29 protein-coding genes are annotated in these 26,490 nt (G+C 72.3%); 9 read left to right on the top strand and 20 right to left on the bottom strand.

Going from position 1 to position 26,490, the window contains the following annotated elements; translation table 11 throughout:
- Positions 1-10: 10 nt before the first annotated feature.
- The 3 genes from EDF40_RS00095 to EDF40_RS00105 are packed head-to-tail and all read right to left on the bottom strand — an operon-like array spanning position 11 to position 3,839.
- The gene (locus EDF40_RS00095) at positions 11-1,048 is read right to left on the bottom strand and encodes an ABC transporter permease (protein ID WP_123341179.1); all 1,038 of its coding nucleotides are present in this window, start codon (positions 1,046-1,048) and stop codon (positions 11-13) included.
- Positions 1,048-2,661, bottom strand: coding sequence for a sugar ABC transporter ATP-binding protein (locus tag EDF40_RS00100; RefSeq protein WP_260213585.1), 1,614 nt, complete (start codon positions 2,659-2,661; stop codon positions 1,048-1,050). The genes EDF40_RS00095 and EDF40_RS00100 overlap by 1 nt, the downstream gene beginning before the upstream one ends.
- On the bottom strand, positions 2,658-3,839 hold the full coding sequence (locus tag EDF40_RS00105) for a sugar ABC transporter substrate-binding protein (protein WP_123341177.1): 1,182 nt from the start codon (positions 3,837-3,839) through the stop codon (positions 2,658-2,660). Before EDF40_RS00105 ends, EDF40_RS00100 begins: the two co-directional genes overlap by 4 nt.
- Positions 3,840-4,454: 615 nt before the next feature.
- Between EDF40_RS00105 and EDF40_RS00110 the strand changes: the two genes are divergently transcribed.
- Both EDF40_RS00110 and EDF40_RS00115 read left to right on the top strand, forming a co-directional pair.
- Complete coding sequence (locus EDF40_RS00110; protein ID WP_123341258.1) at positions 4,455-4,970, top strand: NADPH-dependent FMN reductase; 516 nt, start codon at positions 4,455-4,457, stop codon at positions 4,968-4,970.
- On the top strand, positions 4,967-5,470 hold the full coding sequence (locus EDF40_RS00115; RefSeq protein WP_123341176.1) for a flavin reductase family protein: 504 nt from the start codon (positions 4,967-4,969) through the stop codon (positions 5,468-5,470). Before EDF40_RS00110 ends, EDF40_RS00115 begins: the two co-directional genes overlap by 4 nt.
- A gap of 119 nt (positions 5,471-5,589) precedes the next feature.
- Here the strand turns inward: EDF40_RS00115 and EDF40_RS00120 are convergent, their stop codons facing one another.
- From EDF40_RS00120 to EDF40_RS00140, 5 genes are all read right to left on the bottom strand, one after another.
- Positions 5,590-6,666: an ABC transporter permease gene (locus EDF40_RS00120; RefSeq protein ID WP_123341175.1), complete on the bottom strand. Its 1,077-nt coding sequence runs from the start codon at positions 6,664-6,666 to the stop codon at positions 5,590-5,592.
- Positions 6,663-7,544: an ABC transporter ATP-binding protein gene (locus EDF40_RS00125; RefSeq protein WP_123341174.1), complete on the bottom strand. Its 882-nt coding sequence runs from the start codon at positions 7,542-7,544 to the stop codon at positions 6,663-6,665. Before EDF40_RS00125 ends, EDF40_RS00120 begins: the two co-directional genes overlap by 4 nt.
- 440 nt (positions 7,545-7,984) lie before the next feature.
- Positions 7,985-8,689, bottom strand: a complete 705-nt coding sequence (locus EDF40_RS00130; protein WP_123341173.1) for a response regulator transcription factor — start codon at positions 8,687-8,689, stop codon at positions 7,985-7,987.
- Positions 8,671-9,945: a sensor histidine kinase gene (locus tag EDF40_RS00135; protein WP_260213580.1), complete on the bottom strand. Its 1,275-nt coding sequence runs from the start codon at positions 9,943-9,945 to the stop codon at positions 8,671-8,673. The genes EDF40_RS00130 and EDF40_RS00135 overlap by 19 nt, the downstream gene beginning before the upstream one ends.
- A 10-nt stretch (positions 9,946-9,955) precedes the next feature.
- On the bottom strand, positions 9,956-10,630 hold the full coding sequence (locus tag EDF40_RS00140) for a peroxiredoxin-like family protein (RefSeq protein ID WP_123341172.1): 675 nt from the start codon (positions 10,628-10,630) through the stop codon (positions 9,956-9,958).
- 147 nt (positions 10,631-10,777) lie between these two features.
- On the opposite strand from EDF40_RS00140, the gene EDF40_RS00145 reads away from it, so the two are divergent.
- Positions 10,778-11,116 carry a YciI family protein gene (locus tag EDF40_RS00145; RefSeq protein WP_123341171.1) on the top strand — a complete coding sequence of 113 codons (339 nt, stop codon included), beginning with the start codon at positions 10,778-10,780 and terminating at the stop codon, positions 11,114-11,116.
- Here EDF40_RS00145 and EDF40_RS00150 read toward each other — a convergent pair.
- Entirely contained in the window at positions 11,022-12,275 is a 1,254-nt protein-coding gene (locus EDF40_RS00150; protein ID WP_185002570.1) for an MFS transporter, read from the bottom strand. The two genes, EDF40_RS00145 and EDF40_RS00150, sit on opposite strands and share 95 nt — an antisense overlap.
- Positions 12,276-12,298: 23 nt before the next feature.
- Between EDF40_RS00150 and EDF40_RS00155 the strand changes: the two genes are divergently transcribed.
- Together EDF40_RS00155 and EDF40_RS00160 are read left to right on the top strand one after the other, a co-directional pair.
- Positions 12,299-12,859, top strand: coding sequence for a TetR/AcrR family transcriptional regulator (locus tag EDF40_RS00155; protein WP_123341169.1), 561 nt, complete (start codon positions 12,299-12,301; stop codon positions 12,857-12,859).
- Between the two features lie 118 nt (positions 12,860-12,977).
- On the top strand, positions 12,978-13,871 hold the full coding sequence (locus EDF40_RS00160) for an alpha/beta hydrolase family protein (protein WP_221180500.1): 894 nt from the start codon (positions 12,978-12,980) through the stop codon (positions 13,869-13,871).
- Positions 13,872-13,989: 118 nt separating this feature from the next.
- Here the strand turns inward: EDF40_RS00160 and EDF40_RS00165 are convergent, their stop codons facing one another.
- Genes EDF40_RS00165 through EDF40_RS00175 form a run of 3 tightly spaced genes read right to left on the bottom strand, consistent with a single transcriptional unit; the run spans position 13,990 to position 15,611 of the window.
- Complete coding sequence (locus EDF40_RS00165) at positions 13,990-14,472, bottom strand: RimK/LysX family protein (RefSeq protein ID WP_123341168.1); 483 nt, start codon at positions 14,470-14,472, stop codon at positions 13,990-13,992.
- A gap of 33 nt (positions 14,473-14,505) precedes the next feature.
- The gene (locus EDF40_RS00170) at positions 14,506-15,138 is read right to left on the bottom strand and encodes an RES family NAD+ phosphorylase (protein WP_123341167.1); all 633 of its coding nucleotides are present in this window, start codon (positions 15,136-15,138) and stop codon (positions 14,506-14,508) included.
- On the bottom strand, positions 15,135-15,611 hold the full coding sequence (locus tag EDF40_RS00175; protein ID WP_148053910.1) for a hypothetical protein: 477 nt from the start codon (positions 15,609-15,611) through the stop codon (positions 15,135-15,137). The genes EDF40_RS00170 and EDF40_RS00175 overlap by 4 nt, the downstream gene beginning before the upstream one ends.
- Positions 15,612-15,958: 347 nt before the next feature.
- Here EDF40_RS00175 and rimK point away from each other — a divergent pair, with 347 nt between their 5' ends.
- From rimK to EDF40_RS00195, 4 genes are read left to right on the top strand one after another with little or no spacing between them, the layout of a single operon-like run.
- Complete coding sequence (gene rimK, locus EDF40_RS00180; protein WP_111084765.1) at positions 15,959-17,137, top strand: 30S ribosomal protein S6--L-glutamate ligase; 1,179 nt, start codon at positions 15,959-15,961, stop codon at positions 17,135-17,137.
- A 53-nt stretch (positions 17,138-17,190) separates the two neighbouring features.
- Positions 17,191-18,297: a 3-oxoacyl-ACP synthase III gene (locus EDF40_RS00185; RefSeq protein WP_111084764.1), complete on the top strand. Its 1,107-nt coding sequence runs from the start codon at positions 17,191-17,193 to the stop codon at positions 18,295-18,297.
- Complete coding sequence (locus tag EDF40_RS00190; protein WP_260213574.1) at positions 18,294-21,008, top strand: alpha/beta fold hydrolase; 2,715 nt, start codon at positions 18,294-18,296, stop codon at positions 21,006-21,008. Before EDF40_RS00185 ends, EDF40_RS00190 begins: the two co-directional genes overlap by 4 nt.
- On the top strand, positions 21,005-21,991 hold the full coding sequence (locus tag EDF40_RS00195) for an NAD(P)-dependent oxidoreductase (protein WP_123341165.1): 987 nt from the start codon (positions 21,005-21,007) through the stop codon (positions 21,989-21,991). Before EDF40_RS00190 ends, EDF40_RS00195 begins: the two co-directional genes overlap by 4 nt.
- Here EDF40_RS00195 and EDF40_RS19420 read toward each other — a convergent pair.
- The 8 genes from EDF40_RS19420 to EDF40_RS19010 all read right to left on the bottom strand — a co-directional run.
- Positions 21,967-22,542 (bottom strand): gamma-glutamylcyclotransferase family protein, encoded by a 576-nt coding sequence (locus EDF40_RS19420; RefSeq protein ID WP_260213573.1) that lies wholly within the window; start codon positions 22,540-22,542, stop codon positions 21,967-21,969. The two genes, EDF40_RS00195 and EDF40_RS19420, sit on opposite strands and share 25 nt — an antisense overlap.
- A gap of 82 nt (positions 22,543-22,624) precedes the next feature.
- On the bottom strand, positions 22,625-23,458 hold the full coding sequence (locus tag EDF40_RS00205; RefSeq protein ID WP_148053909.1) for a hypothetical protein: 834 nt from the start codon (positions 23,456-23,458) through the stop codon (positions 22,625-22,627).
- Positions 23,448-23,987, bottom strand: coding sequence for an RNA polymerase sigma factor (locus EDF40_RS00210; RefSeq protein ID WP_123341163.1), 540 nt, complete (start codon positions 23,985-23,987; stop codon positions 23,448-23,450). The genes EDF40_RS00205 and EDF40_RS00210 overlap by 11 nt, the downstream gene beginning before the upstream one ends.
- A gap of 100 nt (positions 23,988-24,087) precedes the next feature.
- Positions 24,088-24,279 (bottom strand): hypothetical protein, encoded by a 192-nt coding sequence (locus EDF40_RS00215; RefSeq protein WP_123341162.1) that lies wholly within the window; start codon positions 24,277-24,279, stop codon positions 24,088-24,090.
- A gap of 38 nt (positions 24,280-24,317) precedes the next feature.
- Complete coding sequence (locus EDF40_RS00220; RefSeq protein WP_123341161.1) at positions 24,318-24,734, bottom strand: MFS transporter permease; 417 nt, start codon at positions 24,732-24,734, stop codon at positions 24,318-24,320.
- On the bottom strand, positions 24,731-25,816 hold the full coding sequence (locus tag EDF40_RS00225; RefSeq protein ID WP_123341160.1) for an Asp23/Gls24 family envelope stress response protein: 1,086 nt from the start codon (positions 25,814-25,816) through the stop codon (positions 24,731-24,733). Before EDF40_RS00225 ends, EDF40_RS00220 begins: the two co-directional genes overlap by 4 nt.
- Positions 25,817-25,892: 76 nt before the next feature.
- On the bottom strand, positions 25,893-26,066 hold the full coding sequence (locus EDF40_RS00230; RefSeq protein ID WP_123341159.1) for a CsbD family protein: 174 nt from the start codon (positions 26,064-26,066) through the stop codon (positions 25,893-25,895).
- Between the two features lie 98 nt (positions 26,067-26,164).
- Positions 26,165-26,490 (bottom strand): hypothetical protein (locus EDF40_RS19010; RefSeq protein WP_395863302.1); only part of this gene is annotated, 326 nt, incomplete at its 5' end.

Genomic DNA, 26,490 nt, shown 5'->3' on the forward strand with positions numbered 1-26,490 from the left:
ACGAGGTGGGTCAGGAACGCTTCGCGGCGGCCTTGGCGGCGGTCGCGACGGAGTGCCGCCGGATGGTCTGCGACACGGCGACGGCGACGATCAGGGCGCCGCCGTAGAACAGCTGCTGCACGAAGTTGTCGGCGCCGAGCATCTGCAGGCCGACGACCCCGGAGAACAGGAAGTACACGGCGATGAAGGTGCCGATCGCGTTGAAGCGTCCGGGGATGATGGCGGTCGCGCCGAGGTAGCAGGCGGCGAACGCCGGGAGCAGGAACGACTGTCCGCTCGACGGGTCCGCGCCGCCGAGCGTGCCGGCGTAGACGACCCCGGCGACCGCGGCGGTGAGGCCGGCGCCGACGAACGCACCGACCCGGAGCCGTCGGACGTTCAGCCCGGACAGCTCGGCGACGGTGCGGCCGGTGCCGACGAACAGCAGCCGTCGGCCGACCGGGGTGGCGCTCAGCACGACCAGGACGACGACGGTGGCGATCAGACCGTAGACGAACGCGAGCGGCAGGCCGGCGAGCCCGCGCCACCCGACCGTGGCCTGCACGAGGGCGGGGTCGATGCCCGTCACCGACGACGAGGCGCTCATCCACTGGATGATCCCGATCATGAACGTCGAGGTGCCCAGCGTGACGATGAACGAGTCGATGCGGAACCCGACGGTGAGCAGGCCGTTGACGAGCCCCACCACGACGCCGATGACGAGACCGGCGGCGATCGCGGGCACGAGCGGGACGTCCATCTTCGCGTTGAGCACGGCGATGGTCATGGCGGAGAGCGACATCGTCGAGGCGCCGGACAGGTCGAACTCGCCCGCGGTCAGCGGGAAGAGGAACCCGAGCGCCAGGATGAGCAGCACCGACTGGGACCCGAGGATGTTCTGCAGGTTGCCGAGGGTTGGGTACGTGTCGGGCAGCGCGATGCTGAAGGCGATGACGATGACGAGCCAGGCACCGAGCAGGGCGTAGCGCTCGGTGTGCCCCCACGAGAAGCGCGGGCGGGTCGGACGGACGATCGAGGTCTCGAGGACGGGGTCGGCGGTGGTGGACATCAGGCGTTCTCCTTGACGAGGGAGGGAACAGCAGCAGGGGACGGAGCAGCGGGGGACGGAGCAGCGGGTTGGGCCGCGTCGACGAGGCTCGCCACGACGGCGGCCGCGATGACGTCGCGGTCGACGCGTTCGTCGGTCAGCACGTCGTGCACGCGGCCGTGGGCGAGGACGACGACGCGGTCGCACAGCTGCGCGAGCTGGTCGTAGTCGGTGGAGGCGCAGACGATGGCGACGCCCTGCTCCGCACTCCGGCGGAGCATCGAGAAGATCGCCGCGCGGGCGCCGACGTCGATGCCCTGGGTCGGTTCCTGCAGCAGCACGAGCCGGGGGTCGTCCTGCATCCACTTCGCCAGGACTGCCTTCTGCTGGTTGCCGCCGGACAGCGTGCCGAACAGGGCGGACGGGTCGGCGGGTCGGACGTCGTAGTCGCGGACCAGTCCCGCGACGTGCGACCGTTCCCGCGCGGGGGAGAGGCCGAGCAGTCCTCGGAGCTTCCCGAGGACGGGCAGGGTGACGTTCTGCTCGACGGACAGGGTGAGCGCCCCGCCCTCGCGCTTGCGGTCGGCGGGGACGTACACGACACGGCGGGCGATGGAGGAACCGGGCGAGACCCGGGTCAGGTCGGTCGGGGCGGCCTGCACCCCGTCGTCCCGCACGGTGAGCGAACCGGTCGCGGGTCGTGCGCCGTACAGGCCGGGCAGCACGTCCTCGACCCCGGAGCCGGCGAGGCCCGTGATGCCGACGACCTCGCCGTCGGCGACGTCGAACGACAGGCCGTCGACGACACCGACCCGGAGGTCGCGGACCGCCACCACGGCGTCCCCGGTGGTCGCCGGGCGCGGGGCCCTGGCTGCGGCGCCGTCGAGCCCGCGTCCGACGATGAGCGCGACGAGTTCGTCGGCCGTCGTCGTGGCGGTGTCACGGTGCGCCTGGACCCGGCCGGCCCGCAGGACGGTGACCCGATCGGCGTGCTCGAGGACCTCCGACATGTCGTGCGACACCAGCAGTGCCGAGGTGCGGCCGTCCGCGACGAGGTCCTTGACGACCCGGAACAGCAGGTCGGCGTCCTCCTTCGGCAGGAACACCGTCGGTTCGTCGAGCACGATGAGCGCTCGGTCGTCACCGAGTTCGGCGACGGCTCGCAGGATCGCGACGAGCGCCTTCTGGGTGTCGGAGAGCTCGTCGATCCGTGCGCGGGGGTCGATGTCGACCCCGTACCGCGCGAACAGCTCGGCGGCGGCGCGGTGCTCGGCGCCCCAGCGGACGAAGGGGCCCCGGCCGGCCACGACGGTCGCGAGCCGCAGGTTCTCGGTCACGCCCAGGGATGGGACGAGCGCGAGGTCCTGGTGGACGAAGCTGATCCCGACGCGGCGGAAGTACCCGGGCGGCACCGGCAGTGGCAGTCGGGCGCCACGGACCTCGATCGTCGCTCCCGGCTCCGGCGCGTAGGTACCGGACAGGATCTTGATGAGGGTCGACTTGCCGGAGCCGTTCTCGCCGAGGAGCGCGTGGACCTGGCCCGGCAGGACCTCGAGGTCGACGTCGTCGAGTGCGGTCAGTCCGCCGAAGCGCTTCGTGAGTCCGCTGATCCGCAGCACCGGCACGGCGGTCACTCGGCCGCGCCCCAGATGGCCTCGTAGCCGGTCTTGTACGCGTCGCCGTAGCCCTTGCTCGGCGCCGGCGGGGTGCCCGTCTCGTCGACGTTGTCCTTCGTGAAGACCTTGAGCGGGGTCTTCTCGTCACCGTCCTCGATGATCGGGGTGTCGGTCAGGACACGGCCGGCCTGGTCGAGCGTGGCGTACGCGAGCCACTCCATGTTCTCGCCGATGTCCATCGTGAGGACGCTGCCGTCCTGCAGGATCTTCAGCACGGCGGGGGTGCCGTTGTACGACGAGGTGAACACCTGGCCGGTCTTGCCCGCCGCGGTCACGCCGGCCTCGACGTAGAGGGTCATCGAGTCGTAGACCGGCAGCACGTAGTCGAGGTTCGGGTTGGACTGCACGGCGGACTGCACCGTCGACGAGATCTTCGTCGCCCAGTCGGCGACCGGCACGTTCGTCACCTTGACGCTGCAGCCGTCGCACTGCGCCTCGAACTCGTCCTGCATCGCCTTGACGATGCCGTCGGACGGCGGGACCTCGGACGAGGTGATGATCAGGACGTCGCCCTGGCCCTTCGTCTCCTTGATGGCCCAGTCGGCGTTGAGCTTCGCGGCCTCGTGGAACGGGGCGGTCACCTGCGCGGCGACGAGGTCCTGCAGCTGGTCCGGCAGCGCCTCGCCGGTCTGGTACGTGTGGCTGATCAGCACGGGGATCCCCGCGGCCTTCGCACGCTTCAGCGCCGGGACGATGAGTTCACCGTTGACGCCCTGCGCCAGCACGATGATGTCTGCGCCGCGGCTGATCGCCTGGTCGATGCCGGCGGAGTGCTCGGTGGGCGTGCCCTGGTTCGTGTACTCGATCCACTTCGCGCCGTACTGCTCGGCGACCTTCTCGCCGGCCTCGTCGACCGCGGTGATGAACGGGACGGCGGACGAGTTCGGGATGTTGAAGATCGTCTTGCCGGCGATCCCCGACATGTCGAAGGGCTCGCCCTCGAAGGTGAACTCGGGGTCGACGCTGGCGGCCTTGATCTGGCTCGTGGCGTGCTCGACCCCGGCGGTGTCGTCGCCGGAGCTCGTCGACGCGGTCGAGGTGGCCGAGCAGGCGGACAGGAACAGCACGCCGGAGAGTGCGGCGGCGAGGAGCGCGGGGCGGGGGAGACGCGTTCGGGACGGTGCGGGGGACGACATCGGTCGGGGACCTCCTGGACGGGTGGAGCAGGGAAGGTGCGGGGAAGCTGCAGCGGGTACGACGAACACCCCGCGGCGCGGGGTGGCGTGTGCTGGGAGCCGGGAGACGTTCACCGGCGGCGGGGCGTCGGGGTGACGCCGGCCGCTGCAGTGGGGCTGATGCGAATGTAACGGCAGCGGGGAGCCAGCAGGCGGTCGCCCGGTAACGGTCCTGTTAGGCGTTTGTTTCGCTGGTGTTAGGCCACCCGCGGCGATGGTGCGCGCGGGGCGTCCGCCGCGTGGTTCCGCGGGGAGCGACTGCGCCACCGAGGCCCGTGCACGTGCGGATCCGGGCGGTGACGGGGCGGCGGCGGCGGGGCGAAACACGCCGGACGCGTCCGGGGCGACTTCCGGTAACGGCGCTCTCACAATTCGGCGCGACGGCCGCGCACGGCGGCTGGCGGAATGCCCAGGTGCCCTGGCCGCACAGCCGCGCTGACCGGGACATTCCGGCGTGGCCGGTCCGGGGGCCGCTGGCGTAACCCAGCCGATACGGATCCGGCACGGCGGCGAAACGAACGAGCGGTGGACTGCACCAACGACCGCAGCACCAGCCACCACGACAGGAGCACCCCGATGATCACCACCGTCGTCGCCGGCAACCCCAAGCCGGCCTCACGGACGCTCGACGCCGCGACGGTCGTGCTCGAACGCCTCACCGGTCGCGCCCCCGACCACGTCGTCGACGTCATCGACCTCGGCGCCGGCCTGCTCGGCTGGGGCGACACGGCGGTGTCCGACGCCGTCCGGACCGTCGCCGGCTCCGACCTCGTGGTCGTCGCGTCGCCGACGTTCAAGGCGACCTACACCGGCGTGCTCAAGCTGTTCCTCGACCAGTTCGGCACCGCAGACGGGCTCGCCGGCGTCGTCGCGGTACCGCTCATGCTCGGTGCCGGTCCGGCGCACGCGCTCGCCCCGGAGGTCTTCCTCAAACCGGTGCTGGTCGAACTCGGCGCGACCGTCCCCGCCCCCGCCCTGTACCTGAACGACAAGCAGTACTCGGACCCCGCATCGACCGACGTCTGGCTCGCCCGCTGGCGGGACGTCGTCCTCGGTGCGACCGCCAGCCACCAGGAAGGAACCGCGTCATGATCAGCCCCTACTCCACCGAGGCCCCGGACCTCTCCGCACTCAAGCAGGCGTTCTCGGGCTTCCCCTGCGGTGTCGCCGCACTGTCCGCCGTCGTGGACGGCGAACCGACCGTGCTCGTCGCGTCGTCCTTCACCGTCGGGGTCTCGCAGGACCCGCCGCTGGTGATGTTCGCCGTGCAGCACACCTCGACCACGTGGCCGGTGCTCCGCGACGCCGGCACGATCGGCGTCTCGATCCTCGGCGAGGGGCACGCGCAGGTCACGCGGCAGCTCGCCTCACGCGACAAGTCGGTCCGGTTCGTCGGGGTCGACACGACGGTCGCCGACACGGGAGCGGTCTTCCTGCAGGGGGCGCCGATCTGGCTGGAGTGCACGGTCGAGCACACCTACCCGGCCGGCGACCACGACATCGTCGTGCTCCGCGTGCTCGGACTCATGTCCGACTTCGCGCACAGCCCGCTGGTCTGGCACCGGTCCGCCTTCGCGACGCTGAGCGCCTGACCGGCGCTGCGTGCCGGACCGGCGCTGCGTGCCGGACCGGCACCGGGCAACGGACAGGAGGCCCGTCCCACGTGAGCGGTCTGCTCACGTGATCCGGGCCTCCCGTCCACACCGCGGCGTCAGCCGCGCAGCGCCTCCGTCAGCTTCACGCGACTGCCCGTCCGCAGCAGCGCGTTCTCGTAGACGCGGGCGCCCACCAGGACGACCACGACCACCGCGGCGACCACGATCAGGAGCGACAGGATCGGCTCCCACCACTCGGCCGTGCCGAGGAAGATCCGCATCGGCATGCCGATCGGTGCACTGAACGGCACGTACGACATGATGCCGAGCACCGTCGGGTTGTTGTACGCGACGATGATCAGGATGTACGGGATCATCACGAGCATCATCACCGGCGTGGTGACGCTGCCGACGTCCTCCTGCCGCGACACCAGCACGGCCGCCGCGGCGAAGAGCGACGCGATGAGCACGAAGCCGACGGCGAAGAACCCGACGAACCACAGGATGCTCGGGCCGAGCATCGAGAACATGTTGTCCTGCCCGGTCACCGCCAGGGTGACGACCGCGGCGATGGCCACGGCGACGATCTGCGCGAACGCCATCACGCTGTTCCCGAGGACCTTGCCGGCGAGCAGCGCCCTGGCCGAGATCGCGGACATCAGGATCTCCACGACCCTGGTCGACTTCTCCTCGACCACGCTCTGCGCGATGGACTGGCCGAAGGTCACGGCCGAGGCGAAGTACACGACGCCGAACGCGATGGCGATGAGGTAGACGAGTCCGCCGGGCAGCGCGTCCGGGTCGAGCAGTTCGATCCGCGGTGTGACGCTCAGCGCGGAGACGACGTCGGTCGGGGCTTCGTCGAGGCCGACGACCTTGTAGCCGAGCGGGTCGTCGGACGGCACGATCGCCGCATCGACGTCGCCGTTCCGCACGAGCCGTTCCGCGTCGGCGACGGAACCGGACTTCGTGACGTCGAGCCCGCTCGTGGTGGGCAGTGAGACGCCGTCGACCACGGCGACCGGCGTGGTGTCGTCGGCGGTGGCCTTGCCGACGATCCCGCCGACCACGATGGACGCGACGACCATGCCGATCAGGATGAGGGCGGAGACCACGAAGGCCTTGCTGCGGATGCGTGCCTGGATCTCGCGTGCGGAGACGAGCCGTACGGCCTGCACGAAGGAGTCGTTCATCGGATGACCTCCCGGAAGACCTCGCTGAGCCGCGGGACCCGCGGGGCGAACGAGCCGACGGTGCCCTGCTGGACGGCCCGCTGCAGGACGTGTTGGGCGGTGGACGGGTCGGCCTCGAAGACGGCGTAGCCGCCGTCGAACTCGCGGACCGTCACACCGGGCTCGTCGCGGAGCCAGGCGACGTCGCCGTCGACCAGCAGCTCCCAGGCGGCAGGCCCGGCCTGCTTGCGGAGTTCATCCTGCGGGCCGGCGGCGCGGATGGTGCCGCCCGCGATCACGACGACGTCGTCGCAGAGCCGTTCGACGACGTCGAGCTGGTGGCTCGAGAACAGCACCGGGACCCCGCGCGCTGCGGTCTCGCGCAGGACACCGAGCACCGTGTCGACCGCCATCGGGTCGAGGCCCGAGAACGGCTCGTCGAGCACCAGCACCTCGGGGTCGTGGGCGAGGGCCGCGGCGATCTGCACCCGCTGCTGGTTGCCGAGCGACAGCTTCTCGACGGCGTCGTCGGCGTGGCCGGTCAGCTCGAGTCGTTCGAGCAGCTCGGTGGTCCGCGTGGTCGCCGCGCGCTTGTCGACGCCGTGCAGCCGGGCCATGTAGGTGATCTGCTCGGCCACCGGCATCTTCGGGTACAGGCCGCGTTCCTCGGGCATGTAGCCGAAACGGCGGCGGTCGGCGGGCCGGACCGCGGTGCCGTCGATCGAGACGGATCCCGCGTCGGCCTGCAGCACGCCGAGCATGATGCGCATGGTGGTCGTCTTGCCGGCGCCGTTGCCGCCGACGAACCCGGTGAGGCGGCCGTTGCCGACCGTGAACCCCACGTCGTCGAGCACCCGGCGGTCGCCGAAGTGCTTCGTCACCCCTTCGATGGTGAGCATGTCGTACCCCTCTCGCGACGGCCTGCGCCGCCTGCGTCGACGCTATTGGCCGGGAGGCCCGGGGCGCCTCCGCCATCCGGCGGGACTTGGGTGGGTGGTCGGCTCCACCGCGCGGGGGAGCGGGTGGGCGGGCGGGCGGGCGGCGGGCACGGTGCTGGGTTGTTCGGCCGGTGGGCGGGCACGGTGCTGGGTTGTTCGGCCGGCGGGTGGGCGGGCACGGTGCTGGGTTGTTCGGCGGGTGGGCGGGCACGGTGCTGGGTTGTTCGGCCGGTGGGGCTCTGGTTGCTCGGTGCGTCGTCGTGGCGGGGCACGGTGCGGTCAAGGCTGCACGGGGTGAGCGAGGGCGCACGGTGCGGGCGTGGTGCGGGCGTGGTGTGAGCACGGTGCGAGCACGGCACGGTGCGGACTTGTCCTGCCGGTGCCGGATCGGTCGGCCTCGGTCAGCCGGCGACACCGTGCTCGAACGCCCAGACGACGGCCTGGATACGGTCGCGCAGCGCGAGCTTCTGCAGCACGTTCGACACGTGGGTCTTCACGGTGGCGTCACCGACGTACAGCTCGGCGGCGATCTCGGCGTTGCTGAACCCCCGGGCGAGCAGCCGGAGCACCTCCGTCTCGCGCTCGGTGAGCCCGGCGGCTGCCAGCGCGCCGTCCGCGGTCCGCGCGCTCGCCACCGGTGCGGCCGTCGCTCGGCTGATCACCCGGCGCGTGACGTCGGGCGCGAGCAGGGCGTCCCCCGCGGCGACGGTCCGGACGGCGTCGATCAGCCGTTCGGGGGAGGCGTTCTTCAGCAGGAAGCCGCTGGCACCCGCCTCGAGCGCCTGGAACAGCGCGTCGTCGCTGTCGAACGTCGTCAGGACGAGCACCGCCGGCGGGTCCGGCAACGCTGCGATCCGCCGTGCTGCCTCGAGCCCGTCGACGCCGGGCATCTGCACGTCGAGGCAGACCACGTCGGGGCGCAGGGCCCGGACGGCCTCGACCGCACGGGCGCCGTCGGGGGCTTCGCCGATCACCCGGAACCCCGGCTCGGACTCCAGGATCACGCGGAACCCGGCCCGCACCAGCTCCTGGTCGTCTGCGAGCACGATCGTCAGGTCAGTCGTGCCGTTCAGGTCGTTCGTGCCGTTCAGGTCGTCGGCAGCCATGCCCGCACCAGGTAGCCTCCCCGGGCGCGTGGCCCGATCTCGATCCGTCCGTCCACGGCGGCGACCCGCTCCCGCATGCCGATGTGCCCGAGGCCGCTGCCCGACGGGCTCCGCGCAGCACGGTCGCCGTGCCCGTCGTCGGTGACCTCGACCTCGACGCCGTCGTCGAGGTACCGGAGCCGGACGTCCGCGCGGGCGGTGGGGCCGGCGTGCTTCAGGACGTTCGTCACGGCCTCCTGCACGATCCGGTACGCGACGGCGGCGACCGTCGGCGGCACGGGACGCTCGTCGCCCACGACCACGAAATCGGTCGGGTGACCGGCGACCCGGGCGGACTCGGCGAGCTCGACGATGCGTGCGATGCCCACGGTGCTCGGAGCATCCCCGACACCGCGGTCACCCGTGCCGGGTTCGTCCGCCGACCGCAGGGTGCCGAGCATCCGTCGGAGCTCCTCGACAGCCGTGCGCGCGCTCTCCTCCACCACGCCGAGCGATGCCGTCGCCTGCGCGGGATCACGGTCGATGACCCGTCGGGCAGCGCCGGCCTGCACGCCCATCAGGGACACGTGGTGCGCGACGACGTCGTGCAGCTCGCGGGCGATCCGGACCCGCTCGATCGTCACGGCCTGGGCAGCGCTGCGCTCCCGTTCGGCCGCGAGCTCCGCGGTGCGCTCGTCGAGCTGGTGCCGGGCGACGGCCGAAGCCCACGCCCGGTTGCCCGCGTACCAGGCGGCGCCGAAGTAGATGACGTTGATCACGATGTTCAGCAGCGAGTACGCGATGTACGGCGGGATGAGGGCGCCCTCGTCGTTGGGCAGTGCGTTCGGTACCGCCCAGCCGAACGAGATCGCGAGGAACAGCCACGCGAACATCCCGCCGATGACGACCCACCGGACCACCTCGGCCCGCACCCGGTCGGCGCACCACGCACCGACCGAGTACAGCGAGATGAACAGGGTGAAGTTGACCAGGAACACCTCGGGCACGTGCAGCAGCTGCGTGGCCGCGAACGCCAGCGCGGACACCACGGCAGCGGACATCGGGAACCGGCGACGGAACGCGATCGGGACCGCGTTCGCGACGATCATCAGCGCGGAGACCCACCAGGCAGCCTGGTCGTCGCCGTAGGTCCCGGCCGACCCGTACAGGACCGTGGTGACGGCCAGGCCCGCGGCGAGCACGAGCGCGAGCACGGCGTCCTGCCGGTGCTCGCGGCGCCCCACGGGCAGCCGCGACCACTCCGTCGTCGTCCCCATGCAGAGAACGCTAGCGGGTGCCGCCCTCGTCCAGGCCGTCAAGGGCCTCGAGGACCGTCGCGACCTCGGTGCGCGTCGTGTAGTCGACGTGCACGTCCACGAACCGGACCACACCGTGTTCGTCGATGACGAAGACCGAGGGGAACGGGATCGCGGCGGTTCTGTCGGCGTTGCTGTCGGCGACGTCGAACCCGAGCTCCGTGTGGGCTGCTCGTGCCTCGGTGCTCGGCGCCGTGACGACGCCGAACCGACCGGCGAGCACGTTCTCCGGGTCGGACAGGACCGGGAACGCCAGCTCGCCGTTCGCGATCGCCTGCTCGGTGCCCTCGGGGGTCTGCGGCGAGACGGCGACGAGGCGTGCCCCGCGTCCCTGCAGCGCGGGGAGCAACTCCTGCTGGTAGGTGCGGAGCGTGAGGTTGCAGTACGGGCACCAGGCGCCGCGGTAGAACACGATCACGGTCGGCCTGTCACCACGCGCGGCGCCCAGTGACGTGGCGGCGCCCGTCGCGTCCAGCAGCGGAGCGTCCGGGACATCGTCGCCGACGGTGAGGACACCGTCGGGGACGCCGTCGGCACGCAGGTCGGCCTGTTCCCGATCGAACACGGCGCTGAGCTCGGGGCCGATCTGCGCGGTGAAGCCGTCGTTGAACTCGTCGACTCGACGAGCGATGGTGTCGTGTGGCATCGGGTACTCCGTGGTCGTGGGCGGTCGGGTCGTCGTCGGAGGGAGCGTAGGCACGTCCCGGGGTTCGCGGTCGCGTCGCTCGTCACGGAGCGTCACGGAACCGGGCGGTCGGGGAGTAGCCTCCGGCCAACGAGCAGGGGAGTCACCATGCAGTTCCTCGTCAACGTCATCGACGACGGGCAGGCCGTCGCCGCCGGTCGGGCGGAGTCCGCCAGTCAGGCCGAGGCCACTGCGGTCGATGCCCTGAACGAACGCCTGGGCGACGCCGTCGTGTTCGCCGCCGGGGTGTCCGCCCCCGCCGACGGCACCGTCGTCGACGCCCGTGGCGGCGGTTCGGACACCACGCCCGGACTGGTGGTCGACAGCTCCGAGTTCGTCGCGGGCTTCTGGGTCATGGAGCTGCCGGATGCCGAGACGGCGCTCCGTGTTGCGCACGAGGCGTCGCAGGCGTGCAACCGGAAGATCGAGCTGCGTCCGCTGCTGTGACGCGGGTACCGCTCTCCGGCCCGCTCCGCTTCCCGACCACGGCGGGCACGGCGCTCGCCGCCGTGACGACCGCCCCGATCACGAACGTCACCGCGTAGCCCGCCGTGCCGACGAGTGCGCCCGATGCCGCCGCTCCCACGGCCTGGCCGAGCACGAGCGCGACGAAGAGCATCGACGTCCCCGCCGACGACTGCGCAGCGTCGAGTTCGGTCGTCCAGGCGATCAACGCGCCGGTCGCGGCCGTGTAGCCCCAACCGAACACCGCACACGCCAGCATCGCCAGCGCCGTGGACTGCGGCGCGGTACCGAGTGCGACGACCGCCACCGCCACGGCGCCCGCGGTCAGCGCCCAGAGCGTCCGTGCGCGGAGCCCGCTCGTCCACCGTGCCGTCACGGCGACCGCAGCACCGCCGACCCCGAGCGCGATCCACGCCGACACCGACACCACGACGGGCGCGCCGGCATCGACCAGCGCGGAGCGGCCGTACGTCCACACGACCGCCGACCCGGCGCCGAAGAGCAACGCGAGCGCGATGACCCGTCGGTGCGCTGCGAACCACGCCGTCCCCGGTGCGGCTGGCCGGTCGCCACCGGACCCGCTCCCACGGGACACCGCCGACAGCAAGACGCCGACGACGAGTGCGAAGACCCCGGACCACGCCCAGGCCGTCCGCCAGTCCGGCAGGAGCACGAGTGCGAGCGCCCCGGCGGCGACCAGCCCCGGACCGGTCCCCGAGTTGACGACCGCCTGCGCCGTTCCCTGCGCGGAACCGGGCACCGCGCGTGACACGAGCTGCACGAGGGCCGGGGAGGCGAGCCCGGCCCCGGTGGAGGCGACCACGGCGGCGATCCCGAAGGACCACGGCCCCGGCGCCGCTGCCATCGTGAGCGCACCGACCCCGGCGACCGCGGCGGCTGCGGCGACGAGCACCCGGGGAACGCGTGCGGCGACCAGGAACCCGACCACCGCGCCGACGCAGTACATCGCCGAGGCCCCCGAGGAGACCCAACCGGCGGCGTCCGGGCGCAGGCCGAGGTCGCGTTGGACGTCGGGCAGGAAGAGGCCGAACGCCAGGCGTACCAGCCCGTACGTCGCGGCGATCAGGGCCAGCCCGCTGCCGAGGAGGACCCACTGTCGTAACGAAAACGATCGTTTCACTTTTGAGAGCCTAGGGTGCTTGCATGGCGATGCGTCCAGGAACCGAGCAGCGGCTGCTCGACGCGGCCGAGGAGCTCTTCTTCACGCGCGGCATCGCCGCCACCCCGATCGACGCCGTGCTCGACCGCGCCGGGATCTCGAGCGCCACGCTCTACCGCGGCTACGCGAGCAAGGAAGCCCTGGTCGCCGCGGCCCTCGACCGCCGGCACGACGACTGGCTCGCCACGTGGGACCGCGCGGTCGAGGCTGCTCCCGACGATCGTGGGCGCCTGCTCGCGGTGTTCGACGCGCTCGACGACTACCGGTCGACCGCCGCCGGCTCGCGCTGGTGCGCGTTCCTCGGGACCGCTGCCGAGTACGCGGACGCCCCCGCCGAGGTGCACGAGGTGCTCGACCGCGAGACCGGTGCGCTCCGGACCCGGCTGACCGAACGTGCCGCACCCGTCGTCGGTGAGCGCGCCGGCGCCCTGGCCGACCAGCTGCTGCTCGTCGTCTCCGGGTACCTCGCGATGCGTCTGCGCGATCCGTCGGTCGGCACGGCGACGGCGCGCACGGTCGCCGCCGCGCTCGTCGCAGCAGCCTGACCGCTTGTCAGCGCCCCGGGTTCTCCGACGCCACGCTGGGTATCTTGCCCGGTGTGCAGCGACTCTCCTCGACCCTCGTGATGAAGCGCGTGACCTCTGACGGAACGGTGCCCCTCGGATGACCCGTTCGCGCGCGTCGACGATCACCCGTCGGGCGCTGCTGATCGGGGGAGTCGGCATCGTCGCCGCGGGTGCAGCGGCCGAGGCGGTGAACCTCGACCTGCTGCCGGGTCGGTCGACGATGTACCGCGTGCTCGGGCTCAACGGTGCCGACGGCACGATCCCCGACGTCGACCCGGTCCCCTCGGTCTCCGGCACCTTCGTGTCGGCTTCCAGGAAGGGGCGCACGGTCGGCTGGACCATCGCCGCCCCGGCGTCGGACAACCCGCTGCCGGTGGCCGTCGCGTTGCACGGCTACGGCGACGACCACTCGGCGTTCTTCGGGCGGGCGCTCGGCTGGGACCGGTTCCTCGCGGCGCACATCAAGGGCGGCGGCGCTCCGTTCGCGATCGCCTCGATCGACGGCGGCAACCGCTACTGGCACCACCGTTCCGACGGGGACGACCCCGCGGCGATGGTCGTCGACGAGTTCCTGCCCCGGATCGCGCGGCGCGGGTTCGACACCGACCGGCTCGCGCTGACCGGGTACTCGATGGGCGGGTTCGGCGCACTCCGGCTCGGCGGGGTGCTCGGTGCGTCCCGCGTCCGCGCCGTGTCGGCCATCAGTCCGGCGCTCTGGACGTCAGCAGCGGACACCGCCCGAGGAGCCTTCGACGACGCGGCCGACTTCCGTGCGAACACGGTCCTCGGTCGGCAGCGCGCGCTCGACGGGATCGCGGTCCGTGTCGACTGCGGCAACGGTGACGGGTTCGCTCGGGCGGCCCACGCCTACGTCGACGGTTTCGCGACGCCACCCGCCGGGGGCTTCGAGCCCGGCGCCCACACGCACGGCTACTGGCGCCGCCTGGCACCGCAGCAACTCGCCTTCCTCGGCCGCCACCTCGGCCGCTGACCCAGCCCGCGCCCTGGGCGGTCGCCGAGGCGGACGGGAGGCCCGTGGCGGCCCCGCACCGCGCCTCCAGGCCGCCGACCGGTCGCGCCCACGGCCCGTGCCGTGTGGCGAGCAGCGCTCAGCCGCGCCCGCGGTTGCGGCGCCGGATCTCCTTCGGCGCCCGACCAGCCATGAAGGACCTCGCAGGATCGACGAGGAAGCCCTGCCGCAGGGCCTCGCGCCCGACGAGCATCCGGAACCCCATCTGGTCGCGGTTGCTCAGGGTGACCTCGGACACGACGGCGCGCCCGGCCAGGGTGATCGTGGTGAGCACGACGATCCGCTCCTGAGTGTGCCCCGTCGAGCTGCGGATGATGCGCCGATCGTGCACGTCGCACTCGATCGTGACGGCGTCGGCATCGGTGTCCTGCCACGGGTGCACCGAGAACCGGACCCGGTTGCCGGGGAGTTCTTCGAGGTCGAACGCGTGCAGTGCCGAGCTGCGCGCACCGGTGTCGAGCTTGACCTTGATCCACGGCAGCCCGAGGTCCGGCAGGCCGGCCCACTCGCGCCAGCCGGCGACGACGAGCCCACCGTCGGGGGACTTCGGAGCACGGGCCATGTGCCCATCCTGTCCCATGCGCGACCGTGCCGGTCAGGCGGGCGGGTTCGGCACCATCCGGACGGCGCTCTTCCGCGGCGGCCCGGGCAGCACCGTGACGCCGGCTGCCTCGGCCGCACGTGCTCCGTCGATGACCGCGGTCGCGCCGCCGAGCGACGGTGCCGGCCCCGCGGTTCCGAACAGTGCCCACGCCTCGCCCCCCGGGTCGAATCGCGAGTCGTAGCGGAGCGCATCGACCCGGTCCTTGAACAGCTCGGCCCATGCCTGGGTGACGGCGTAGTCGCCCATGGTCGTGAGTTCGCTCGTCACCCCGAAGCGTGCGGCGCCGGCGCCACTGACGTGGGCGGAGCTCGCATCGGACGGCGGCGTGATCGTCGAGACGCGGAGGACGGCAGCGTCGGCAGCGCTCACTTCGTTGCGGCGGACCTTCGGGCCGAAGAACTCTCGGACAGCGGTCGAAGCTGCGGCTGCGAAGCAGCACGTGCCGTTCGGGTCCCGGAGGTTGAAGCGACCGTGGGGGTGGCTGGCGAAGTACCAGGGCGCGAACTCGGCGAGGTGCGCGCGGAACGCCTCGGCGGGGAGTCTGCCCCCGTCGGGGAAGCCGGTCAGGTCGAGACCGGCCGGTGGTGCGGCCTGGACGACGTCGGTGCGTGCGGCGGTGGTCATCCGAGTCGGAACGCTCCGGCGAGCGCGGCGAGACGGACCGCTTCGTCCGCGCGGTCCGTCCGGAGCGCCTGGGCCGGCGTGAGCCCGTCGAGTTCGTCCGCCGGCGCGTTCAACCACACGGCATCGCCCCAGGGGTCGACCCGCTCGGGGTCCAGGCCAGCCAGGACGTCGCGCAACCGTGGCAGCAGGATGCCCCGTGCATCGAACTGGAACGACGGGTAGAGCCGGAAGCCATCGGCTGACATCACGCAGAGCACGTCGCCGACCTTGGCTTGCGCGTCGAGGGTCTGGCGGCTCATCCGGAACCAGTTCCGCAGGCCGGCGGTGTCGTAGAACGGTCCGACGCGGTCGTCGAGTACATCGGCGCCGGGGATGCTGGCGAGCATCCGCTCGGCGACGGCGTCCATCGATCCGTTCACGCGCTCGACCTCGGCGAGGTCGATCAGGTCGACGTGCCGCAGGAGTGCGGCCACGAGGCGATCCCGGAGGTCGTCGGCCGGACCGGTGGAGGTGGCGGTCGGCGCCGTGACCGGCTCGGTCGAGGACGGTCTCCGCGATCGGACACGCCACTCGGACGACGCGGCTCGCCGCGACGTCGATCGTCCGGACCCTGCGAGCCGAGGGGTCCGGTTGCTCCGGGTCGCCCGGAGACCGTGCTGGTTCTTCGTCATTGCGTACCGTCCGATCAGTCAATCCAACGTACCGCACATGCGTCAAGAAAGTACAACGCGCTCGCTCTCCGAGGCGGTCGGCGGCATCGCGGCGCGGGCGTGCTTGGATGGACCGTCGCCGTCGATCCCACCCCGCGGAGAACCCCTCGATGAAACTCGCCATCCTGTCCCGCGCCCCGCAGGCGTACTCGACCCAGCGCCTCCGTGCTGCGGCGCTCGACCGCGGCCACGACGTCAAGGTGCTGAACACGCTGCGCTTCGCGATCGACCTGTCCGGCGAGGACCCGGACCTGCTGTACCGCGGCAGGCTCCTGTCCGACTACGACGCGGTGCTGCCCCGGATCGGCAACTCGATCACCTACTACGGCACCGCGGTGGTGCGGCAGTTCGAGCAGATGGACGTGTACACGCCGAACACCGCGACCGGCATCACGAACTCCCGCGACAAGCTCCGGGCGAACCAGATCCTGTCCCGCCACCACATCGGCATGCCCGCGACGACGTTCGTGAACAGCCGGGCCGACGTCCGCGGCGCGATCGAACGGGTCGGCGGGGCCCCGGTCGTGATCAAGCTGCTCGAGGGCACGCAGGGGATCGGCGTGATCCTGGCACCGGAGGAGAAGGTCGCCGAGTCGATCGTCGAGACCCTGCACTCGACGAAGCAGAACGTCCTGATCCAGTCGTTCATCTCGGAGAGCCGTGGCCGTGACATCCGCGCCCTCGTCGTCGGCGACCGGGTGGTGGCCGCGATGCGCAGGACGGCGTCGGGGGACGAGTTCCGGTCCAACGTGCACCGTGGCGGCACCGTCGAGAAGGTCACGCTGTCGCCCGAGTACGAGGCGGTCGCTGTTCGGTCGGCGCAGATCATGGGGCTCAAGGTCGCCGGTGTCGACATGCTCGAGGGCAACGACGGTCCGCTCGTGATGGAGGTCAACTCGTCACCGGGGCTCGAGGGGATCGAGCGTGCGACGGGCCTGGACGTCGCCGGCGCGATCATCGACTTCATCGGCAACCAGGTGGCCTTCCCCGAGATCGACGTGCGCCAGCGGCTCAGTGTCTCGACGGGCTACGGCGTCGCCGAGCTGCTCGTGCACACCAACGCCGACCTGGTCGGGAAGACGATCAAGGAGTCCGGGCTGTGGGACCGGGACATCACGGTGCTGACCCTGCACCGGGGCGCGACCGTCATCCCGAACCCGCGCAGTGGCGTCGAGCTGCAGGCCAGTGACCGGCTGCTCTGCTTCGGCAAGCTCGAGGAGATGCGCTCGATGGTGCCCGACCGTCGACGCCGTCGCAGCAAGATCCGGAAGCTCCCGAAGGACGCCTGACACCGCGCGTCCAGCCGAGCCGGACTGCACACACAGGTGAAATGAGGAAGTATGTGTCGGTGACGATCATGACGGAACGGCCGGTCGACCGGGCAGCGAGCAGTGACCGGGCGCCGAGCAGTGAACCCGAGCAGCCCGGCAACGCCACGGCGAAGCACCACAACGTCTCGCTGCTGTCCGTGGCGACGACGACCGCCGAACGCGTGACGACCTCTGCGGACATCGAAGCGCGGCTGCGTGGCGTGCTCCGCCGCCTCCGTCTGCCGATGGGACTGCTCGAGCGGGTCGCCGGTGTGATCGAGCGCCGCAACTGGGGCGAGGGCCAGACCTTCCAGGACGCCGCCATCGACGCCGGCCGTCGTGCCATGGCCGAGGCCGGGGTGCGCCCGGACGAGATCGGCCTGCTGATCAACACCTCGGTGACCCGTCCGCACCTCGAGCCGTCGGTCGCCGTGCGCCTGCACCACGGGCTCGGTCTGCCGTCGTCCGCGATCAACTTCGACATCGCGAACGCCTGCCTGGGGTTCGTCAACGCCATGAGCGTCGCCGCGGGCATGATCGACTCCGGTCAGATCAAGTACGCGCTCGTCGTCGACGGTGAGGACGCCGACCAGGTGCAGCTCAACACCATCGACCGCCTGAACCAGGGCGGTCGGAACCGCAAGGACTTCATGAGCGAGTTCGCGAGCCTGACCCTCGGGTCCGGTGCCGCGGCCGCCGTGCTGGGCCCGGCGGACCTGCACCCCGAGGGACACCGGATCGTCGGCGGCGTCACCCGCGCGGCGACCCAGTGGTACGACCTGTGCGTCGGCAGCGTGGACGGCATGTTCACGGACGCCAAGATGCTGCTCAAGGGCGGCATGGAGCTCGTCGTCGCGGCCTGGACCGAGGCCCGCGCCCACTTCGACTGGGCCGACATGGACCGCTACGTCCTGCACCAGGTCTCCGACGTGCACACCAACGCGTTCGTCGAGGCCATCGGCATCCCGCGCGACAAGGTCCCCACCACCTACCAGCGCTTCGGCAACGTCGGCCCGGCGTCGATCCCGATCACCCTGGCCGACGAGGTCGAGTCCGGCGGCATCCGCCGCGGTGACCGCGTGTTCCTGGGTGGCGTCGGTTCCGGCATCAACACGGCGATGATGGAACTCCACTGGTGAGGTCCCGGCTGCCCCGCGTCGCCGCGAGCACGGCTCCGGCGACGCAGCCGCCCTCCCTGCCCGGACTCGACCCGGCCTGGTCGCGCCTGGTCACGGTGCCGGAATGGTCCGAGAACCGTTCGGGAGGCACGGATCGCGCCGCGCGCACCTGGCACCTCCTCGACACGGCCGGGTCCCTGGCGGCGCTCGGCGTGGAACCGGTCGGCACCATCCTGTGCGTGCACGGCAACCCGACGTGGTCGTACCTGTGGCGGTCGGTGCTCCGCACCTCGCTCGAGGTCGCCCAGGCCGGTGGCCCGGCCTGGCGCGTGGTCGCCGTCGACCAGCTCGACATGGGCTTCTCGGAGCGCACCGGGGTGGAACGGGGGCTGCCGCAGCGCGTCGCGGACCTCGGCGCCCTGACCGACGAACTCGGGCTGACCGGCCCGGTCGTCACCCTCGGCCACGACTGGGGCGGAGTCGTGTCGCTCGGCTGGGCGGTCGACCACCCCGACGTCCTGGCTGCCGTGGTGACGTGCAACACCGCCGTGCACCAGCCCGACGACGCCCCGATCCCGGCGCCGCTGCGGCTCGCCCTGGGCCCGGGGCTGCTCGGCCGTGCGACCGTCGTGACGCCGGCGTTCCTCGAGACGACGCTCGGCATCGCGCACCCGAAGCTCGACCGTGCCGTGGCCGACGGCTACCGTGCCCCCTACCGCGGTGCCGCGCGTCGTGGTGGCATCGGCGGGTTCGTGGCGGACATCCCCGTCGACGCCCGGCACCGGAGTGCGCCCGAGCTCGACCGGATCGCCGCCGGGGTCGCTGCGCTCGACGTCCCGGCGCTGCTGCTCTGGGGTCCCCGCGACCCGGTGTTCCTGGAGCGCTACCTCGACGACCTGTCCGAGCGGCTGCCGCAGGCCGACGTGCACCGGTTCGAGGGTGCCGGCCACCTGCTGCCCGACGACGCCGACGTGGCGGGGGCGGTGTTCGACTGGATCGGCGACCGCCTGCCGGACGGACACGTGCCTGCTCCAGCCGAGAAGGGCCTCCCGGTCGACGCCGACCAGTCGACCGACGTGAGCCGCCCGCTCGGCGCCGCGCTCGAGGACCTGCGCGACAGCGACGAACCCGCCCTGGTCGAGATGGCCGCGGCCGGCGGCCCCCGGACGATCACGTGGCGTCTGCTCGCCCGTCGGGTGGACGAGATCGCCGCCGGGCTGGACGACCTCGGTGTCCGGAGCGGTGACCGGGTCTCGCTCCTCGTCACCCCGGGAGCCGACCTGACGGCCGTCCTGTACGCCTGCGTGCGGATCGGCGCGGTCGTCGTGGTGGCGGATGCCGGACTGGGGCTGCGCGGCCTGACCCGTGCGGTCCGCGGAGCCCGGCCGGACTGGATCATCGGCGCGCTGCCCGGCCTCGGAGCCGCTCGTGCACTCGGCTGGCCGGGTCGGCGCATCGCGACCGTCCCGCTGCCCGCACCCGCACGGCGTGCGCTGCGCGTCGAGCACTCGCTCGTCGACGTCGCCCGGCGGGGAGCCCGTCGGCTCGCGCACGGTTCCGTGCTGCCCACGGTGCCGGCGTCCGACGCTCCCGCCGCGATCCTGTTCACGTCCGGTTCGACCGGACCGGCGAAGGGCGTCGTCTACACGCACGGACAGCTCGGTGCCGTCCGCGACGTCCTGGCGGCCCAGTACGACATCGGTGTCGGCACCGGCCTCGTCGCGGGCTTCGCACCCTTCGCGCTGCTCGGACCGGCCCTCGGGGCCCGGTCGGTGGCGCCGGACATGGACGTCACCGCGCCCCGCACCCTGACGGCGCGCGCCGTCGCGGCCTCGGTGGCCGCCGCGGACGCGACCGTGGTCTTCCTGTCGCCGGCGGCGTTGGCGAACGTCGTGGCGACGGCGTCGGAGTTGACCGACTCCGACCGCGCGGCGCTCGCGCGCGTCCGGTTGTTCCTGTCGGCGGGCGCCCCGGTGTCGGCCGCGTTGCTGACCGCGGCGACCGAGCTGATGCCGAACGCGAGTGCGCACACCCCCTACGGCATGACCGAGGGGCTGCTGATGACCGACGTCGACCTGGACGGCGTCCGTTCGGCAGCGGCCTCGGACGACGAGGGCATCTGCGTCGGACTCCCGGCGGCGAACGTGCGGGTGCGGATCGCGCCGCTCGACACCGCGGGTGCTGCGTCCGGTGCGCTGACCGACGCGGCGGGCGTCACCGGCGAGATCGTCGTCGTGGCACCGCACGTGCGCGACCACTACGACCGGCTCTGGCGGACGAACCGCGTCGCGCGGCTCGGCGTCGAGGACCCGCGTGGGCACCGCACCGGTGACGTCGGACACCTGGACGCCTCCGGGCGCCTCTGGGTCGAGGGGCGGATGCAGCACGTGCTCACCACCCCCGACGGTGTCGTCACTCCAGTCGGACCGGAGCAGCGCATCGAGGGCGTTCCCGGGGTCGGCCGTGCCGGCTTGGCGGGGATCGGCCCGCGCGGGACGCAGCAGGTCGTGGCCGTCGTCGAGACCACCGGCGGGCGACGTGCCCGACGGCCCGCCCTGGCTCCGCCGGCGTTGGCCGCATCGGTCCGGGCCGCGGCCGGGGTCCCGCTCGCAGCGGTGCTGACCGTTCCCGTGCTGCCGACCGACATCCGGCACAACTCGAAGGTCGACCGCGCCCGGCTGTCCCGCTGGGCGACCGCGGTGCTGTCGGGTGGACGGATGGTCCGCCCGTGAGGGTCCTGGTCACCGGGGCGAGCGGGTTCCTCGGACAGGCGACGGCCGCAGCCGTGCGGGACGCCGGACACGAGGTCCGCACGTTCCAGCGACGGCCGTCCGGGGTCGCCGGCGTGCAGGACGTCGCCGGATCGATGACCGACGCCGCAGCCGTGGCACGCGCGGTCGACGGTGTCGACGCCGTCGTGCACCTCGCCGCGAAGGTCTCCCTGGCCGGTGATCCGGCCGACTTCGTCCGCGTGAACGTCGAGGGCACTCGAACGCTCGTCGACGCCGCACGTCGTGCCGGTGCCCGGCGCTTCGTGTTCGTGTCGTCGCCGTCGGTCGCGCACACCGGATCGTCGCTCGTCGGGGCCGGAGCGGGCGTCGCCGAACCGCAGCACGCGCGCGGCGACTACGCCCGCACGAAGGCCGCGGCCGAACTGCTCGCGCTCGACGCCGACGCTCCGGGGTTCGCCGTCGTCGCCGTCCGGCCGCACCTGGTGTGGGGCCCGGGGGACACGCAGTTGATCGGCCGCATCGTCGAGCGGGCACGGGCCGGGCGACTGCCGTTGCTCGACTCCGGTGCCGCCCTGATCGACACCCTGTACGTGGACAACGCCGCGTCGGCCATGGTCGCGGCGCTCGAGCACGCTGCCGACGACGGGGTGCACGGCAACGCCTACGTCGTCACGAACGGCGAGCCCCGGCCGGTCGCGGACCTGCTCGCCGGGATCTGCGCGGCCTCGGGGGTCGCGGTACCGCGGTGGCACGTGCCGGCAGCGGTCGCACGGGCCGCGGGGTCGCTGGTCGAGGCCGTGTGGCGGGTGCGTCCGGGGCAGGACGAGCCGCCGATGACGCGGTTCCTCGCCGAGCAGCTCTCCACGGCGCACTGGTTCGACCAGCGCCGCACCCGTGCCGACCTGCAGTGGGCCCCGTCGGTGTCGATCGACGAGGGCCTCGCGCGCTTGGCAGCGGCTCAGACCTCGTCGGCCGCCACGTAGACCCAGGCCGACCGACCCGAGGTGAGCTCGACCCGGATGCGCTGGTAGTCCGACACCTCGTAGGCGTCGACGGCACGCAGGTGCCACTCGTGGCCCAGGGTCAGGGCCACGCCGTCGACGACGTCGCCCGCTGCGCCCCGGCGGAGGATCGGGTGGCGGTCCGAGCCACTCGCCCGGATGACCTCGGGGTCGGTGATCGTCACCCAGTCGAGTCGCCAGCCGGGCAGCGTGTCCGGGGTGGTGGGGACGTGTTCGCCGAACAGCGACTCCTGCACGAGCGGCTGCCGCAGCGTGCCGTACGAGAACACCCGGTGCGTGGTGCCGGGCCACGCTGCGGAGCGTCGGATCGGCTTCGGACCGATCGTCGGGGTCGACGTCCACACGAGTGCTCCGGTGACTCCGGTGAGGCCGAGGTGGAGCAGCCCGGCGACGACGAGGAGGATCCCCCAACCGGCGCCGACGGCGATCGCGATGATGCCGACGACGAGACAGACGAGCGCGAACGCGCCGAGACCGATGACCCAGCGCTGGCCGGGGGAGAGACGCTTCACGTCGCGAGGGTAGCGGACGGGAGGCCCGGATCACGTGCGCCGATCGGCGCAGGTGATCCGGGCCTCCTGTCCGGACGCGGCGTCAGCCGCAGAACTCCGGCGGTGGCGACTGGTCGACGGTGCTGACCCAGACCGAGTTCGCCCGCTCGCCCGAGCCCACGGGTGGGAACCGGAAGCTCACGAACACCCCGTTGACGGTGGTCGTCCAGCCGCCGTAGGGCGAGTCCGACGGCTGGGCGGCGTCGTTGCCCGGCTCCGTGTAGTGCAGGTCCGGGTACGCCGCTCGCAACTCGGTGAGGGTGCTGCCGGTCCCGAGTCCCGCAGCCGTCGTCGGTCCCGCCACCTCGTCGGAGTTCCTCCCGACCATGACGCTCGCGATCGTGCCGTCGTCGCCCTTCACGACGGTCAGTGCCGGGTTGTTGCGGTCGTCGGGGTACCAGAACACGACGTTCGGGTTGAGGCAGCCGTCGCTCGCCGTGTACACGCCGTCCAGGTCGTCCGTCTCGGCGGTGTACTCCCCGCCGAGCGCGATCGGCCCCACCTCGCTGCCGGAGATCGTCCACGTGTCCGGGTCCGACAGCGAGTAGGGCGCCCGTGTGGAGGTGGGCGTCGCCGATGGTGTCGACGTCGGCGTCGGCTGTCCGACGACCGGGGCGCCCGACGGCGTCTCGGTCGGCGTCGGTTCCGTGGACGGTGACGCGGTCGGAGTGGGCTCCGCGGTGATCGACGTCGGGATGAGGCCGAGTGCGACCCCACCGCCGGCGGCTCCGAGCAGGAGCACCCCGACGACGCCGATCGCGATGCCGACACGACGGCCGTGGCGCTTCGGGCGAGGGGTGGCCCGCTCGAGGACGTTCTGCTTCATCGAGACGAGCATGCGCTGCAGGTCGTCTCCCTCGGGAGGTTCAGTGTTCATCGTGCGTCACCGCCTTCCTGAGTCGTCGGCGGGACCGCGAGACCCGCTGGGTGACCGCTCCGACACTGAGTCCGAGCAGCTGTGCGGCCTCGGCGTAGGAGTACCCCTGCAGCAGGCACAGCTCGCAGATGCGGCGATCGGTCTCCGGCAGCGCGGCGATCTCGCTTCGGACCCACCGGAGTTGTTCGGAAGCATCGGTGGTGTCGGCGGGGGCGGCGAGGTCGAAGGGCAGTTCGTCGCCGGCGTGCTTCGCGTTGCGGCGACCGAGGTTCTTCGCGTGGTTGCGGCACACGACCAACAGCCACGGCAGGAGCGTGCCGGTGGGGAGCTGGAGGCCGTCGGCGCGTTGCCAGAGCGTCAGGAACGTGTCCTGGACCAGTTCCTCGACGTCCTGCTTGCTGCCCGCGATCGCCCACGCGTACCGGGTGAGCGTGGGCGCGAACCGGTCGAACGCGGTCGCGAGTGCTGCTCTGTCCCCCGAGGCGAGGCGCCGTGCGAGGCCGGCGTCGTCATCTGCGGTGTTGTCCACGGTGCTCCCTTCACTACGACAATGTCGTGAAGAGGCCGAACATGACACGGATCACGACACGATTCGTCCGTGTCGTGATCCGATGGTGATGCGGGAGGTGTCAGCCGTGCCGCTTCGCGGCCTTGGCGATCTTCTTGCCCAGCTTCTTGCGGGCCTTGCGGGCGTGCGGGTCGTTCCAGGCCTTGCGGACGGTCTCGCCCTTGGACGTCTTGATCACCGGACGGTTGGCGCGGGAGCCGAACCAGAACCCGACGAGGACGATCAGGGCGATGACGATGATGCGGTTGCGCATGGTGGGACTCCTTGGTCGATGGTGCGGGTGCCGGCGGATCAGCCGGTGAAGCGTTGCCAGAGCTCGGTGATGATGGGCCACACGTCGCCGGCGCGGTCGGCGGACCCGACGGCCACCAGCACCACGGGGACGATCGTGACGGCGATGCTCACCAGGACGGCGAGCACGACCGAGATCGCCGCCGTCGTGGTGTGCCGACGGGTGAGCGCCGTCGCGAGGAGCGCCAGCACGACGACCAGCCCGAGGACCGCGACGACCGTGACCCGCACGAACGGGAACGGCACGAGACCCGCGGTCGTGGCGGTGATGCCGCCGAGGAACCCGACCAGGGGCAGGAACGCCCCGAGCAGGACCCCGGCGACCAGGACCACACCGACCGCTCCGGCGATCCAGACGCCGCGCGGCCGGGGTCGTCGGGTGCGGGGCCGACGACCGCCGGACCAGGCGGTGGTCACGGTCGGTCCGTGGTCGGGGCGGCCGGCTGGTCGCCGTCGCGGGCTGCTGCCCGCGCTGCCTCGCTCGCGTCGGCTGCGGCGTCGGCGGCGTCCTGCGCGGCGTCCTCGGCGGAGTCGGCGGCACGCACGGCGGCGTCGGCAGCGGTCTCGGAGGACACGACGGGGGTCGCAGTGTCCTCGTCAGCTGCGACGGCCGTACGTGCACGGCCGGCGGCGTCGCGCGCGGTGTCAGCGGCGTCCCGTGCGCCCTCGGACGCACGGTCGAGCGCATCGGACGCGGCTTCGTGCACACGGCCGGCGGTGGCGGTCGTCGCGTCCACGGCCTGTTCTGCGGCGTCCGCAGTGACGTCGGCCGCACGCTTGGTGGCGTCGGCGGTCGCGTCGGCAGCCTGCTTGGTCGCCTCGGCGGTGGCCGAGGCAGCACGCTTGGCGGTGTCGACCGTTGCGTCGGCCGCACGCTTGGTGGCGTCGGCGGTGACCTCGGCGGCCTGCTTCGTGACGTCGGCCGTGGCGTCCGCAGCACGCTTCGTCGCCTCTGCCGTCGCCTCGGCCGCCTGCTTCGTGGCGTCGACGGTCGCCGTCGCCACACGCTTCGTGGTCTCGCTCGTCGCCGTCGCGGCGTCCTGCACGGCATCGCCGACAGCAGTGGCCGCTCGCTCGACGGGCGAGGGCTCGTCGTCGAACGGTCCGTGCACGTCGAGCACGCGGACGTCCACGGTCGTCGGCACGGATGCGACCTGGCCGGCTGCTGCAGCGACCTGTCGTTTCACCTCGTCGGCGACCTCGCGGACGTTCCGCGGGTAGGTCACGATCACGGAGACCTGCACCGCGAAGGTGCCGTCCTCGTCGTCGACCTGCACACCGGCGGTCCCGGCCGAGCGGCCGAGCCGCTTCCGCAGTTCGTCGGCGGCTCGGGACACGGTCCCGCCGAGGTGGTGCACGCCGGGCACGCCGAGCGCCGTCTCCGCCGCGGTTCGCGCGATGAGCATCGCGGGGGTCGCGTCGTCGGGCAGCGGCTCCGTCAGTTCTGCGGGCAGGGCCACCTCGGTGACCTGCGTGTGCGCATGGGGGTCGTGCTGCATGGTTCCTCCTCGTTCGGGTCCGCGGAACGCATCGGGGCACTCGACGTCGCGAGTGCCCCGACACGCATCGAGCGTCCTAGTTCTTGAAGACGTCCTTGACGTCCTCGCCGGTCTTCTTGACGCTCGCGGAGGCCTGGTCCTTCTGGCCCTCGGCGACCTTGGAGTCGTCGTTCGTGGCGTTCCCCACTGCCTCCTTCGCCTTGCCGGCGAGGTCCTGGGCAGCGTTCTTGATCTTGTCGTCGAGTCCCATGGCGGGTCCTTTCATCGGTCGGGCGTTCGCCCGGTGGTGGGTGTTGCGTGGGTCTTCGGTGGGCCGGGAGGCCCGGGGTCGCGTCCGGCTGACGGGTGTCAGTGGACGCGGGTCGACTTCGCGAGCGCCGAACGGGTCCCACCGGTCAGGTGGACAAGGACGGGCACCTCGCGGCCGAGCGTGCGGTCGAGGACCGCGACGGCGCGGTCGACGGCGTCGAGCACGGAGACGGCGTCCCCGCCGCGGCGGACCGCGACGCGGATGCGAGCGGCACGCTGCTTGCGCACCAGGTAGGTGTCGACGCGGGAGCCGACGACGTCGCGGACACTGGCGAGCTCGTGCTCGACGACGTCGCGGACGAGTGCGACGTTCACCGTGACGGCGTCCTCGCCCGAGCGCTCGCGGACGGCGACGGACGTGCCGC

The sequence above is a fragment of the Curtobacterium sp. PhB170 genome (assembly GCF_003752345.1).
In the GTDB taxonomy this organism is placed as follows: Bacteria; Actinomycetota; Actinomycetes; order Actinomycetales; family Microbacteriaceae; genus Curtobacterium.

Bases quoted from the DNA above. Each gene is read 5' to 3' on its own strand.
- EDF40_RS00095 (WP_123341179.1), bottom strand. From the start codon at position 1,048: ATGTCCACCACCGCCGACCCCGTCCTCGAGACCTCGATCGTCCGTCCG.
- EDF40_RS00105 (WP_123341177.1), bottom strand. From the start codon at position 3,839: ATGTCGTCCCCCGCACCGTCCCGAACGCGTCTCCCCCGCCCCGCGCTC.
- EDF40_RS00110 (WP_123341258.1), top strand. From the start codon at position 4,455: ATGATCACCACCGTCGTCGCCGGCAACCCCAAGCCGGCCTCACGGACG.
- EDF40_RS00115 (WP_123341176.1), top strand. From the start codon at position 4,967: ATGATCAGCCCCTACTCCACCGAGGCCCCGGACCTCTCCGCACTCAAG.
- EDF40_RS00120 (WP_123341175.1), bottom strand. From the start codon at position 6,666: ATGAACGACTCCTTCGTGCAGGCCGTACGGCTCGTCTCCGCACGCGAG.
- EDF40_RS00125 (WP_123341174.1), bottom strand. From the start codon at position 7,544: ATGCTCACCATCGAAGGGGTGACGAAGCACTTCGGCGACCGCCGGGTG.
- EDF40_RS00130 (WP_123341173.1), bottom strand. From the start codon at position 8,689: ATGGCTGCCGACGACCTGAACGGCACGAACGACCTGAACGGCACGACT.
- EDF40_RS00135 (WP_260213580.1), bottom strand. From the start codon at position 9,945: ATGGGGACGACGACGGAGTGGTCGCGGCTGCCCGTGGGGCGCCGCGAG.
- EDF40_RS00140 (WP_123341172.1), bottom strand. From the start codon at position 10,630: ATGCCACACGACACCATCGCTCGTCGAGTCGACGAGTTCAACGACGGC.
- EDF40_RS00145 (WP_123341171.1), top strand. From the start codon at position 10,778: ATGCAGTTCCTCGTCAACGTCATCGACGACGGGCAGGCCGTCGCCGCC.
- EDF40_RS00155 (WP_123341169.1), top strand. From the start codon at position 12,299: ATGGCGATGCGTCCAGGAACCGAGCAGCGGCTGCTCGACGCGGCCGAG.
- EDF40_RS00160 (WP_221180500.1), top strand. From the start codon at position 12,978: ATGACCCGTTCGCGCGCGTCGACGATCACCCGTCGGGCGCTGCTGATC.
- EDF40_RS00165 (WP_123341168.1), bottom strand. From the start codon at position 14,472: ATGGCCCGTGCTCCGAAGTCCCCCGACGGTGGGCTCGTCGTCGCCGGC.
- EDF40_RS00170 (WP_123341167.1), bottom strand. From the start codon at position 15,138: ATGACCACCGCCGCACGCACCGACGTCGTCCAGGCCGCACCACCGGCC.
- rimK (WP_111084765.1), top strand. From the start codon at position 15,959: ATGAAACTCGCCATCCTGTCCCGCGCCCCGCAGGCGTACTCGACCCAG.
- EDF40_RS00205 (WP_148053909.1), bottom strand. From the start codon at position 23,458: ATGAACACTGAACCTCCCGAGGGAGACGACCTGCAGCGCATGCTCGTC.
- EDF40_RS00215 (WP_123341162.1), bottom strand. From the start codon at position 24,279: ATGCGCAACCGCATCATCGTCATCGCCCTGATCGTCCTCGTCGGGTTC.
- EDF40_RS00225 (WP_123341160.1), bottom strand. From the start codon at position 25,816: ATGCAGCACGACCCCCATGCGCACACGCAGGTCACCGAGGTGGCCCTG.
- EDF40_RS00230 (WP_123341159.1), bottom strand. From the start codon at position 26,066: ATGGGACTCGACGACAAGATCAAGAACGCTGCCCAGGACCTCGCCGGC.